The organism is Pseudomonas sp. VD-NE ins (genome assembly GCF_031882575.1).
GTDB classification, from domain to species: domain Bacteria; phylum Pseudomonadota; class Gammaproteobacteria; order Pseudomonadales; family Pseudomonadaceae; genus Aquipseudomonas; species Aquipseudomonas fluorescens_BZ.
The window spans coordinates 4,175,305-4,187,910 of sequence record NZ_CP134772.1; the positions used below are offsets into that span (position 1 = coordinate 4,175,305).

Sequence of the window (12,606 nt, forward strand, 5' to 3'; positions counted from 1 at the left end):
TTCCGGATCAGTGGCTGTGCTCGGCTGAGGCTTTGCCCAGTTCCGATTTGAGGACGAAGCTGCCAGCGCTGGCGACTTGCGCGCCCGGTTCCAGGCCTTGAGTGATTTCCACATGGCCGGCGGCGCGACTGCCCAGTTCTACCGCGCGGGCTTCGAAACCGTCGTCGGTGCGAACGAACACCGTGGGCTTGTCCTCGACGGTCTGGATCGCGGTTTCCGGTACGGCGACTTTCGCTTCGCGGCTGTCGGTCGCCACCAGCGCGGTGACGAACAGACCGGGGCGCCACGAGCCTTGCGGGTTTTCCAGGGTGACGCGAACGGTCGCAGTGCGGGTTTGCTCGCCGAGCAAACTGCCGACGTAAGCCACGCTGCCGACCACTTCCGCGTTGAGTTCCGGGGCGCTGACGGTGACCGCTTTGCCTACTTGAACCTTGTTCAGATCCTTCGGCGAAACGCCGAACGTTACCCACACTCGCGACAGATCCGAGAGGGTGAAGGCCGCCGTAGCTTCATCGACCACCTCGCCCGGCGTCAGGTGTTTTTCCACCACCACGCCATCGAACGGTGCCCGCAGTTCATAGCGATTGCCGCCGGTGGCGACCACGCTGCCGCTGAGCACGCTGATCTTTTGCCGCGCATTGCTCACGGCGATCTCGGCTTCTTGCAGTGCCTGGCGCGCCTGGAGGAAATCCTGTTCGGCAGAGATTTTGTCCTGCCAGAGCTTTTTCTCCCGTTCATAAGTGATGCGCGCCAAGGCCAAACGACGTTGCGCGGCGGCTTGCTCACTGCGCTGATCGGATATCTGCTGACTGGCGATCACCGCCAGTAACTGGCCCTTCTTCACGGCTTGCCCGAGGTTGACCGCCACCGACTCGACCACGCCCGGGACGCGCGGCACGACGTGGGCGGTGCGGTCTTCGTCGAAGCGCACTTCGCCGGGGAACGGCAGGCCGAGGCTGATGTTCTGCGCCTTTGCTTCGGCGAGTTGAATACCGGCAGCCGTGATCTGTTCGGCGCTCAACTCAATGTGCCCTTCTTCGGCATGTTCAGCCGCTGCGCCTTCTTCAGCGTGATCGGCATGCTCGGAAGCCTCGTCGGCATGCGCGTCGATGCTTGCGTTACCTGACCACTGCGAGCCGATAGCAATGCCCAGCGCCAACGTCGCCACCGCGACCACCATCAGTTTTTTATCCATGAAAACTCCTCTGCGCCGTGCCTGCGCGCAGTTGTCTGAAAAGTGAAATTCAAGGGCGGACGTTGAGGTCGCCGAAGATTCGTTCGATGCGTACGCGGGCGTCGGTCGCCTCGCTGACGGCCTGGATGTACTGGCTGCGAGCGCTGATCAATGTGCGTTGCGCATCGAGCACATCGAGGAAGCCGAACTTGCCCATTTCGAACCCGCGCGTGGCGCTGTCGACCGCACTTTGCGCGGCGGGCAGGATGGTCTTGTTGAACGCGGTGACTTCGCCGTTGGCGGTCTGCCATTGCTCAAGGCTGGTCTGGATTTCCGTGCGCAAACGCAGCTCGGTGGCGTTGCGCAGATCCCGCGCCTGATCGGTTCGGCGGGCGGCCGCGAGTACGTTGCCCTGATTGCGGTTGAACAGCGGAATCGGCATCGACAGCCCGACCACGTTGACCCGCTCGCGCTCGGTTTCGCTGTACTGGCTGCCGATGCTCACGGTGAGGTCGGGAATGCGCTGGGACTTTTCCAGGCCCAATGACGCTTCGCGCTGATCGATCTGCAACTTGGCCAGACGCAGTTCGGCGGTCTCGTTCAGACGCTCGAGCAATCTTGTCGGTGGTGGTACGGCCGGCATGTTTTGCGTGGGGGCCTGCACCTTGGTCGACGTCGGCAACGGTGCGCCCATGACTTGCGCCAACTGCTGATATGCATTGGCCTGATCGCGTTCGGCGCGGCTCAGCTCCAGGCGCACTTCCGAGAGCTGCACTTGCGCCCGCGTGCCCTCGACCGGCGACGATTTACCCGCCTCGATGCGCCCTTGCGCCACGCGCACACCGTGCTCGGCCAATTGCAGCGACTGCCGGGACAGCTGCAAACGTTGCTGCGCGGTTTGCGCGCTGTTGAACGTTTGGATGACATCGGCGCGCAAGGCATTGCGCTTGCGCTCCAGTTCGATGCCGGCAGCATCCTGCGCGCGGCTGGCGACGTCGATCCGTGCACCGCGTTTGCCGCCCAGTTCAATCGGCTGACTGAGCATCACCGTGGTGGTGCGCGAATTGCGCCGGGTGTCTTCAGCCTCCCAGGAAACCTCGGGATTAGGGATCAGCCCGGCCTGTTGGCGGTCACCTTCGGCGATGCCGATTTCCCATTGCGCAGCGGCAAGTTCCGGGTTGCCGGCAAAGGCACTTTGCAGGGCTTGATCCAGCGTCAGGGGCGCTGCGTTTGCAAGGCTGGTACAGGCCAGCAACAGGATGCCGCTGGCGGTTTTTTTCAGGCGTGATTGCGCCGTCAGTTTAATTAAACCGGGCAATGGAAGACTTCCTTTATTCAGTATCTCGGATGCCGCCACGGTAGGGTTTTGAACTTATCGACAAGGTGACTGGAACATTACAAATCCGTTATCCACGGTTTGGGGAAGTAGTTTTGTTCTAGGATGCGAAGTGCGAATGGTTTTATCGAAATACATCGAAACAAAAACACGGTAGTTATCTGCTGGATTGCACTTGCCGGAATCAAAGTGATGGGAATTTTGTGGTTTGTGCTGCGACAGGCTGTCGCAGAGCATCGTTTTAAAGCACTTGGTGGTTGACCCTGTAGCCACTACAACCTTTATTGTCCGCACTTCCCCTCACCCCAGCCCTCTCCCGGGGGGAGAGGGAGCCGACCGAAGTGTCTGGCGTTATTTATCGACCTGCTACATCAAGTTGATTATGGATTCAGTAAAGCTTTTTCACGTCGGCGTAGTTCTGAAATATCCCGCATTCAGTCCCCTCTCCTATGGGAGAGGGCTAGGGTGAGGGCCTGTTTAAATTAAATACCCATTAATTAAAAGTGGTGAAAGATCATGCGAATCCTTGTCGTCGAGGACGAGCTTAAAGCTGCCGAATACTTGCATCAGGGTTTGACCGAAAGTGGTTATGTTGTTGACCATGCCGCCACCGGCGCCGATGGCCTGCATCTGGCGCAACAACAAGCGTATGACCTGATTATTCTCGACGTTAACCTGCCGGAACTGGATGGCTGGGGCGTGCTGGAACAACTGCGCCGCACTCACTCCACGCGGGTGATGATGCTCACCGCGCGCGGGCGTCTGGCGGACAAGATTCGTGGCCTTGATCTGGGCGCCGACGATTATCTGGTCAAGCCGTTCGAGTTCCCCGAACTGCTGGCGCGGGTGCGCACCTTGATGCGTCGTAGCGAAAACATCCCGGTGCCGCAGGTGCTGAAAGTCGCTGATCTGGAGCTCGATCCGGGCCGCCATCGCGCGTTTCGTGGCGCGCAGCGGATCGACCTGACCACCAAGGAATTCGCCCTGCTGCATTTGCTGATGCGCCAGTCCGGCGAAGTGCTGACGCGCACACAAATCATCTCGCTGGTGTGGGACATGAATTTCGACTGCGACACCAACGTGGTCGAAGTGTCGATCCGCCGCTTGCGGGCGAAGATCGACGACCCGTTCGACAGCAAACTGATCCACACCCTGCGCGGTGTCGGCTATGTGCTGGAGGCGCGGGAATGAAGCCGGCCAGCCTGTCGATGCGCCTCGGTTTGACGGTGAGTATTCTCGGCGCGCTGCTGGTGGTGTTCCTGGCGATCCTTGCCTATTTCGCGTTGACCCATGAGCTCAATGCGCTGTCCCGCGACAGTCTTGAGAAGAAGATGGCGCAGGTCGAACACAGCTTGTCGCTGTACGTCGATGCCAATGAAATCACCGGCAAGCCGCATATTCTGCTCGATCAGGTCATGGGTCATGACAACCTCACTCTGACGATTTATGACCGCTTGAATTTGCGTTCGCCGCTACTCAAATCCGGCTCGGGATTGAGCGATCCGCGCGTCGAATTGAAAGCGGTGCGCGCCACCACCGATCAACTGACCTACAGCGACAGCACCGACGAGGAAGGCAAGAAATTCCTCACCGCCTCGAAACTGATTCGCCTCAAGGACGGCAGCAGCGTGCCGGTGCTGCTGTCAGTGGATAACGCCCACGATGAGGCTTTGCTCAGCGCCTATCTGCGCTCGACGCTGATTGCCTTGCCGTTGTTGCTGGTGTTTATCGGCCTGACCGCTTGGGGCGCGGTGCAGCGTGGTTTGGCGCCGCTGCGTGAGTTTCGCAAGGTCGCGGCGATGGTCTCGACCCAGGATCTCGATCATCGGCTGTCGGTGGTGGACATGCCACAGGAGCTGAGCGAACTGGCGCACGGCATCAACTTCATGTTGCATCGGCTGGATGCCGGGGTGCAGCAGTTGTCGCAGTTCTCCGATGATCTGGCCCATGAGTTGCGTACACCAATCAATAACCTGATGGGCAAGGCACAGGTGATCTTGTCTCGCGAGCGCACGACCGATGAATACAAGGATGTGCTGGTGTCGTGCACCGAGGAACTGGAGCGTGTGGCGCGGATTGTCTCGGACATGTTGTTTCTGGCGCAGGTCAGTCATCCGTCGGCGCTGGCGCCGTTTGAAGCGGTGGCGCTGGAGGTTGAAGTGGCAAAAGTCGCCGAGATGTTTTCGCTGTCGGCGCAGGACAAGCAGATTCATTTGAATGTGCTCGGCAGCGCATCGGTTCTGGGGGATCGGCTGATGATTCAACGGGCGATTTCCAATCTGCTGTCGAATGCGCTGCGCCACTGCCCGAACGGGAAAACCGTGACGTTGCTGATCGAGCAGAGCGCAGCGCAAGCGTCGCTGCTGGTCAGTAACCCCGGCGCCGGAATTGAGGCTCAGCATCTGCCGCATCTGTTCGACCGCTTCTACCGCGTCGACAGCAGCCGCTCGCGTTCGCAGGGCAGCACCGGATTGGGCCTGGCGATCGTGCGCTCGATCATGAGCCTGCATCAGGGTGTGGCGGAGGTTAAGAGCTTGCCGGGGGCGATGACCGTGTTCCGCCTGGGCTTCCCCACCCCCGAATCATCCGTGTAGGAGCTGCCGCAGGCTGCGATCTTTTGCTCTTGTTTTTAAATCAAGATCAAAAGATCGCAGCCTGCGGCAGCTCCTACATAGATTTTCGGACATCGTGTCAGCCGATATTTTTGTACGATTCTTTACCGATTTGCTCCCGTCCCCACACAAACGCCGAAAGCTCTCGCCGCAACCTCCGTTTTGTCCTACAGCCAGTTTGAGTACATAGCTCTACGGTGGAGGCATGGCAGATGGAAAACCGACGAGAGGCTAAAAATGAACAGGGATATCGTTTGCGAATGGGCTGAAGAAGTCTATGGTTTGGCAGCGTTGAAATATTCTGGCTATATTTGTCCAGAATACAGGGGTGAGCTGATGATCATCGTTCCGTTGGCTGAAGCCAAAAACAATTTATCCAAACTCGTCGATGATGCCGCTGCTGGCCAAGTCATCACGATTGCCAAGCATGGCCGGGCGATGGCTCGCCTCGTTCCCGTAGGAAAACCCAGCGCTCAGCGTATTGGCGCAATGAAAGGCAAACTGGTGTTGCCCGACGATTTCGACTCACCATTGCCCGATGACATGCTTGATGCATTTGAGGGCACTCAAGTATGAGGCTTCTGCTCGACACGCACATTTTGCTCTGGACGCTCAGTGATGACGCCAGACTGTCCGGCAAAGCCAGAAAATTGATTGAGAACGCCGCCGAAATCTATATCAGCGCCGCCACCTTCTGGGAAATGGCGATCAAGGTCGGGCTCGGCAAGCTGAATGTTGATCTGGAAGAAGTCCGCCAGTATTGTCTCGACAGTGGCTTTATCGAACTGCCAGTGACTGCAGAGCACGCCATCGCTGTGAAGGATCTTGAGCACCATCATCGCGATCCTTTTGACCGCATTATCGTGGCCACAGCAATGACCGAACCGATGAAGTTACTCACGGCTGATGCTTTGGTTGCTCGGTACACCGATCTGGCTGTTCTGGTCTGATCAAGACACATCCAGTACCGGCACACATCAATGCTGGCGGCGGGTCAGTCGTTATCTTTTTCGTCTGACACACCGCTATCGCGAGCAGGCGAAGGCCTACAGGTTTTTGTGTCGTTCACAGATGCGGTGTACGCCGCAAACCTCTGTGGGAGTGAGCCTGCTCGCGATATCAATGGCACAGGCAGCATAAAAAACGGCACCTTCCGGTGCCGTTCGCCTTTCACAGTTCCACTATCACTTACGCGCATCCGCCCACGATTTCAGCAGTTCGTTGTAGCTCACGGTCTCGCCTTTCGGCTTCTCGTTGGCCAGTTTCGGTTTCGGTGCACCCGGCTGATCAAACCAGTACTGCGCGTCGCGTTCCGGGTTCATTTTCGGTGCGCACACCGCTTGCGCCTTGGAGCGTTCCAGACGCGTCATGATCGCGTCCTGATCCTTGGCCAAGCCATCCAGCGCCTGTTGCGGGGTTTTCTCGCCGCTGGCCGCTTCGGCGATGTGGCTCCACCACAGTTGCGCCAGACGCGGATAATCCGGCACGTTGGTCCCGGTCGGGGTCCATTGCACGCGGGCCGGGCTGCGGTAGAACTCGACCAGGCCACCGAGTTTCGGCGCCAGATCGGTCATCGCCTGTGAGTTGATGTCCGATTCGCGAATTGGCGTCAGGCCGACGATGGTTTTCTTCAGCGACACGGTTTTCGAGGTCACGAACTGCGCATACAGCCACGCCGCCAGTTTCTGTTTCTCAGGCGTGGATTTCATGAACGTCCAAGAGCCCACGTCCTGATAACCGAGCTTCATGCCCTCCTCCCAATACGGCCCACGCGGTGATGGCGCCATCCGCCATTTCGGCGTGCCGTCGGCGTTGACCACCGGCAGGCCCGGTTTGGTCATGTCGGCGGTGAACGCGGTGTACCAGAAGATCTGCTGAGCGATATTGCCCTGCGACGGCACCGGGCCCGACTCGGAGAAGGTCATGCCCGCCGCTTCCGGTGGCGCGTACTTCTTCAGCCAGTCGACATACTTGGTGGTGGCGAACACCGCCGCCGGGCCATTGGTGTCGCCGCCGCGAGTCACGCTGGAGCCGACCGGATGACAGTCCTCAACACGAATCCCCCACTCGTCCACCGGCAACCCGTTGGGCAGGCCTTTGTCGCCGCCACCGGCCATGGAGAACCAGGCATCGGTGAAACGCCAGCCCAGCGACGGGTCTTTCTTGCCGTAGTCCATGTGCCCGTACACACGCTTGCCGTCGATTTCCTTGACGTCTTCGCTGAAGAATTTGGCGATGTCTTCATAGGCCGACCAGTTCACCGGCACGCCCAATTCGTAGCCGTACTTTTCCTTGAATTTGGCTTTCAGATCGGCGCGTTCGAACCAGTCAGCACGGAACCAGTACAGGTTGGCGAATTGCTGGTCGGGCAGTTGATAGATCTTGCCGTCCGGCGCGGTGGTGAACGAGATGCCGATGAAGTCCTTGATATCGAGGGTCGGCGAGGTGAAGTTCTTGCCTTCGTTGGCCATCAGGTCGGTGATCGATTCGGTCTTGCCGTAGCGAAAGTGCGTACCGATCAGGTCCGAGTCGTTGACCCAGCCGTCGTAGATGTTCTTGTCGGACTGCATCACCGTCTGCATTTTCTCGACCACGTCGCCTTCTTGCAGCAGGTCGTGGGTGAGTTTGATCCCGGTGATTTCGCTGAACGCCTTGGCGAGCACTTTCGACTCGTATTCGTGGGTGGTCAGGGTCTCGGAAACGACCTTGATGTCCATGCCGCGAAACGGCTCGGCGGCCTTGATGAACCACTTCAGTTCTTCGAGTTGCTGCTCGGCCGTCAGGGTCGACGGTTTGAATTCACTGCCGATCCATTTTTTCGCCGCGTCTTCGTAGGCATCCGCCCACGCGGCGGCGCTCAAACCGCTGAGTGCCAGCATGGCTGCCAATGAAATGCTATGTCGCAGCTTATTGTTTTTGTCGAACATAGAGACCTCCTGTTTAAGTTGTGGAGCCGCGTTGCCGAACGACTCGACTAGCCCCAACGCATCACAGCCAACAGCCACACCAGGGACAACGCGGACGCGACCCAGATGCTCCAGTCGGTGGCGCCGATCACCAGCAAATGCAGGTAGGCGCTGCCGAGAAGACCAATAAACAAGCGATCGCCACGGGTGGTGGCAATCGGTAGAAAACCTCGCCGCAGGATGCTCGGCGAACGCAATTCCCAGGTAGTCATGCCGACCAGAATCAGGCCGATGACGATGAAGAATGCTGCGGTAGGCGTGGTCCAACTCATCCATTCCATCATCAGCTCCTCAGACTCGACCGAGGGCAAAGCCCTTGGCCACGTGGTTGCGAACAAACCAGATCACCAGCATGCCCGGCAGAATGGTCAACACCCCCGCCGCCGCCAGCACGCCCCAATCGATACCCGACGCCGACACCGTGCGCGTCATCACCGCCGCGATCGGCTTGGCGTTGACCGAGGTCAACGTGCGCGCGAGCAACAGTTCGACCCAGGAAAACATGAAGCAGAAAAACGCCGTGACGCCGATCCCGGAGCCAATCAGCGGGATGAAAATCTTCACGAAGAACTTGGGGAAACTGTAGCCGTCGATGTAGGCGGTTTCGTCGATTTCCTTAGGCACACCGGACATGAAGCCTTCGAGAATCCACACCGCCAATGGCACGTTGAACAGGCAATGCGCCAACGCCACGGCGATGTGCGTATCGAACAGGCCAATCGACGAATACAACTGGAAGAACGGCAGCAAAAATACCGCTGGCGGCGCCATGCGGTTGGTCAGCAGCCAGAAGAACAGGTGCTTGTCGCCGAGAAAACGATAGCGGGAAAACGCATACGCCGCCGGCAGCGCCACGCTCAGCGAGATCACCGTGTTCAAACTCACGTAATACAGCGAGTTGAGATAACCGGTGTACCAGCTCGGATCGGTGAAGATCACCTTGTAGTTCGCCAGCGTGAAGTCCTGTGGGAAAAGTGTCAGACCGCCAAGGATTTCGGTGTTGCTCTTGAACGACATGTTCAGCAGCCAGTAGATCGGCACCAGCAGGAACAGGATGTACACCAGCAACGGAATAAGCTTTCTCTTGCTCATGGCCGGGCCTCAGCGGTTGGCGTCGGAGTGCGTCATGGCGGTATAGAACAGCCAGGAAACCAACAGGATGATCAGGAAGTACACCAGCGAAAACGCCGCTGCCGGACCGAGGTCGAATTGCCCTACAGCCATCTGGGTCAGCGTCTGACTCAGGAAGGTCGTGGCATTGCCCGGCCCGCCGCCGGTGAGCACGAACGGTTCGGTGTAGATCATGAAGCTGTCCATGAAGCGCAGCATCACCGCGATCAGCAGCACGCTCTTCAGCTTGGGCAACTGAATGTGCCTGAACACCGCCCAGGCCGAGGCTCGATCGATGCGCGCGGCCTGGTAATACACGTCGGGAATCGCGCGCAAACCGGAGAAACACAGCAGTGCCACCAATGAAGTCCAGTGCCAGACGTCCATCACCAGCACCGTCACCCAGGCGTCCATGGTGTTGGCCGCGTAGTTGTAACTGATGCCCATCGCGTTGAGGCTGGAACCGAGCAGACCAATGTCGGCGCGACCGAAAATCTGCCAGATGGTGCCGACCACGTTCCATGGGATCAGCAGCGGAATCGCCAGAATGATCAGCACCACCGACGACCAGCGGCCCTTGGTCGGCATGGTCAGGGCGACGGCGATGCCCAAAGGAATTTCGATCAGCAACACGCAGGCCGAATAGATGAACTGGCGCAGCAACGAGTCGTGCAGACGCGGGTCGAGCAGCACTTGCTTGTACCAGTCAGCACCGACGAAGTAGCGGCTGGACTGGTCGAAGATGTCCTGCACCGAATAGTTGACCACGGTCATCATCGGGATCACCGCACTGAACGCCACCAGCAGGAACACTGGCAACACCAGCCACCAGGCCTTGTTGTTCTGCACCTTGTTCATGGCTGCACCTCGTCGTCGGCTTCGAGCAGAAACTCATCGGCATAGACCATCAGCCACTGCGCCGGGAAACTGATGTACGCCGTGCCTTGCGGCACCGGTTTGTCCTCGGCCAGACGTACTTTCAACGGGGCGCCGTCGAGGTCGAGGGTCATGATCTTGTAGGTGCCGAGGTCTTCGACGTGTACGACCCTGGCCTGCATCGCGTCATCAAATGGCTCGTCCCAGACATGAATAAACTCCGGACGGATGCCGACCTTCAGATTTTTCCACTGACCGTGTTCGATATGTCGCTGCATGGCGTCGGACAACGGCAGGTGCGTCGAGGCGAAACCGACGCCGCCGGGTTGCGGCTGCACGTCGATCAGGTTCATGCCGGGGCTGCCGATGAAATAGCCGACAAAGGTGTGGCTCGGCCGCTCGAACAGTTCTCGTGGCGTGCCGAACTGAACGATCTGGCCGCCGTACATCACGGCGATTTTGTCGGCGAAGGTCGAAGCTTCCAGTTGATCGTGAGTGACGTAGACCATGGTGATGTTGAACTGCTCGTGGATCTGCTTGAGCTTGCGCCGCAGTTTCCACTTCAGGTGCGGGTCGATCACCGTCAGCGGTTCGTCGAAGAGGATCGCCGAAACGTCGTCGCGTACCAGACCACGGCCCATCGAGACTTTCTGTTTTTCGTCGGCAGTGAGGTTGCGCGCCTTCTTGCTCAGCAGGTTTTGCAGGTCGAGGACTTCGGCAATTTCCTGCACCTTGCTGTGCACTTTCGCCTCGGCCATGCCCTGATTTCGCAGAGGGAACGCGAGGTTGTCGAACACGGTCATGGTGTCGTAGACCACCGGAAACTGGAAAACCTGGGCGATGTTGCGCTTCTCCGGCGTCAGGTCGTTGACCGCTTTGCCGTCGAACAACACATGGCCCTGCGAGGGGCTGAGCAGCCCGGAAATGATGTTGAGCAAGGTCGACTTGCCGCAACCCGACGGGCCGAGCAAGGCGTAGGCGCCGCCCTGCTCCCAGACGTGATCCATCTCACGGATCGCGTAATCCTCAGCGCCGCTCGGGGTTTTGCTGTAGCTGTGGGCGAGGTGCTGCAAACGGATTTCGGCCATCAGGCAACCCTCGCGACACGCCGGCCCGGTGCTTGCACCAGACGGCCCTGCGCATCGAAAACGAACAGTTTGTGGGTCGGGATGTAAATGCGGATCGGCGCATCGACGTCGTATTCGTGAACGCCGGGCAGGTGCAGCACCAGCAGGAAATGCTCGTTGCGCACGTGCAGGAAGGTTTCCGAACCGCTGATCTCGGCGACTTCGACGGTGACCGCCAGTTCGAGGTCGTCATCGTTGCTCGGCACCAGCGAGATGTGGCTGGGACGCACGCCGAAACGGAACTCGCCCTCGCCCACCGGGCGCAGATCAACGTTCAACGGGAAGTGCACAAAATTGGCGAAACTGACTTCGTTACCGGCAATGCGCCCGGGCATCAGGTTGATCGGCGGCTCGGAGAACAATTCAGCGGCGAGCACGGTTTGCGGCTGGTGATACACCGAAGTCGACGGGCCGCTCTGAATCACCCGGCCTTCGTGAAGAATGGTCGTGGTGCCGCCCAGTGCCAGCGCTTCGTTGGGTTCGGTGGTGGCGTAGATGGCGATGGTGTGGCGCGCCTTGAACAGCTCGCGCATTTCCTGGCGCAGTTCTTCGCGCAGTTTGTAGTCGAGGTTGACCAGCGGTTCATCGAAGAGGATCAGCTCGGCATCCTTGACCAGCGCGCGAGCCATGGCCGTGCGTTGCTGTTGGCCGCCGGACAGCTCCAGCGGATAGCGCTGCAGAAACTTCTCGATGCGCAGCATCTTCGCGGTTTCCTGCACTTTGCTATGGATGATCTCTTTCGACACACCAGCCTGACGCAACGGCGAGGCGATGTTCTCGAACACGGTCATGGTCGGGTAATTGATGAACTGCTGATAGACCATCGACACGTTGCGCAGGCGCACCGGGCGCTGGGTGACGTCGACGCCGTTCATCAGGATGCGGCCGCTGTCCGGTTTGTCCAGACCGGCCATTAAACGCATGAGGCTGGTTTTGCCGGACAGGGTGCGGCCGAGCAAAACGTTGAACGAACCGGGTTCGAATTTCAGGCACGCATCGTCGATCCAGGTCTGGCCCTCGACGGTACGGCTGACGTGCTCCAGAGTGAGTGACATGGCTCGGCCTTTTTATTATTGGAGTCAAGCGACCTGTGCACGGGAGCGAGTTTCGTGCCAGAAATGGCAAGTGGTTGATTTGTCGTGAAAATCGTTGAAAGCGCAGGGATTGGGCGTTCATTGCTGAACACTTTTGAACAGTCGGGCGATTGACAATGAACAATAGTGAACAACACTCTATGAACGCTTTTTGCCCGATCTTGAATGCGATAGAGATCCCCTGTGGGAGCGAGCCTGCTCGCGAAAGCGGTGTGTCAGTCGATGCAATTGTGTCTGATACACCGCTTTCGCGAGCAGGCTCGCTCCCACATGGGGATTTGTGTGGTGCTCAGGATTTGGGTTCATAACAA

The 12,606-nt window shown here is 58.8% G+C and carries 12 protein-coding genes; 4 read left to right on the plus strand and 8 right to left on the minus strand.

Translation table 11 applies throughout. The annotated features are described in order from the left end of the window. Positions 1 to 7: 7 nt before the first annotated feature. Together RMV17_RS18560 and RMV17_RS18565 are read right to left on the minus strand one after the other, a co-directional pair. Complete coding sequence (locus RMV17_RS18560; RefSeq protein ID WP_311881625.1) at positions 8 to 1,195, minus strand: efflux RND transporter periplasmic adaptor subunit; 1,188 nt, start codon at positions 1,193 to 1,195, stop codon at positions 8 to 10. Positions 1,196 to 1,244: 49 nt separating this feature from the next. Next, positions 1,245 to 2,492, minus strand: a complete 1,248-nt coding sequence (locus RMV17_RS18565; RefSeq protein ID WP_311881626.1) for a TolC family protein — start codon at positions 2,490 to 2,492, stop codon at positions 1,245 to 1,247. Positions 2,493 to 3,026: 534 nt separating this feature from the next. Here RMV17_RS18565 and RMV17_RS18570 point away from each other — a divergent pair. From RMV17_RS18570 to RMV17_RS18585, 4 genes are all read left to right on the plus strand, one after another. Beyond that, on the plus strand, positions 3,027 to 3,701 hold the full coding sequence (locus RMV17_RS18570; RefSeq protein ID WP_007920164.1) for a heavy metal response regulator transcription factor: 675 nt from the start codon (positions 3,027 to 3,029) through the stop codon (positions 3,699 to 3,701). Next, entirely contained in the window at positions 3,698 to 5,104 is a 1,407-nt protein-coding gene (locus RMV17_RS18575) for a heavy metal sensor histidine kinase (protein WP_311881627.1), read from the plus strand. The genes RMV17_RS18570 and RMV17_RS18575 overlap by 4 nt, the downstream gene beginning before the upstream one ends. A gap of 255 nt (positions 5,105 to 5,359) precedes the next feature. After that, positions 5,360 to 5,698 carry a type II toxin-antitoxin system Phd/YefM family antitoxin gene (locus tag RMV17_RS18580; RefSeq protein WP_008083736.1) on the plus strand — a complete coding sequence of 113 codons (339 nt, stop codon included), beginning with the start codon at positions 5,360 to 5,362 and terminating at the stop codon, positions 5,696 to 5,698. Then, positions 5,695 to 6,072 carry a type II toxin-antitoxin system VapC family toxin gene (locus RMV17_RS18585; RefSeq protein WP_008083738.1) on the plus strand — a complete coding sequence of 126 codons (378 nt, stop codon included), beginning with the start codon at positions 5,695 to 5,697 and terminating at the stop codon, positions 6,070 to 6,072. Before RMV17_RS18580 ends, RMV17_RS18585 begins: the two co-directional genes overlap by 4 nt. A gap of 234 nt (positions 6,073 to 6,306) precedes the next feature. On the opposite strand, the gene RMV17_RS18590 is transcribed toward RMV17_RS18585, so the two are convergent. Genes RMV17_RS18590 through RMV17_RS18615 form a run of 6 tightly spaced genes read right to left on the minus strand, consistent with a single transcriptional unit; the run spans position 6,307 to position 12,256 of the window. Continuing rightward, complete coding sequence (locus tag RMV17_RS18590; protein WP_016986564.1) at positions 6,307 to 8,049, minus strand: ABC transporter substrate-binding protein; 1,743 nt, start codon at positions 8,047 to 8,049, stop codon at positions 6,307 to 6,309. A gap of 47 nt (positions 8,050 to 8,096) precedes the next feature. After that, positions 8,097 to 8,369, minus strand: a complete 273-nt coding sequence (locus RMV17_RS18595) for a DUF2160 domain-containing protein (RefSeq protein WP_007912485.1) — start codon at positions 8,367 to 8,369, stop codon at positions 8,097 to 8,099. Positions 8,370 to 8,379: 10 nt separating this feature from the next. Further along, entirely contained in the window at positions 8,380 to 9,180 is an 801-nt protein-coding gene (locus tag RMV17_RS18600) for a carbohydrate ABC transporter permease (RefSeq protein WP_003192012.1), read from the minus strand. Positions 9,181 to 9,189: 9 nt separating this feature from the next. Then, positions 9,190 to 10,056 (minus strand): carbohydrate ABC transporter permease, encoded by an 867-nt coding sequence (locus tag RMV17_RS18605; protein ID WP_007912484.1) that lies wholly within the window; start codon positions 10,054 to 10,056, stop codon positions 9,190 to 9,192. Then, complete coding sequence (locus RMV17_RS18610) at positions 10,053 to 11,162, minus strand: ABC transporter ATP-binding protein (protein WP_108225644.1); 1,110 nt, start codon at positions 11,160 to 11,162, stop codon at positions 10,053 to 10,055. Before RMV17_RS18610 ends, RMV17_RS18605 begins: the two co-directional genes overlap by 4 nt. Then, positions 11,162 to 12,256, minus strand: coding sequence for an ABC transporter ATP-binding protein (locus tag RMV17_RS18615; RefSeq protein ID WP_007912480.1), 1,095 nt, complete (start codon positions 12,254 to 12,256; stop codon positions 11,162 to 11,164). The genes RMV17_RS18610 and RMV17_RS18615 overlap by 1 nt, the downstream gene beginning before the upstream one ends. Positions 12,257 to 12,606 lie beyond the last annotated feature (350 nt).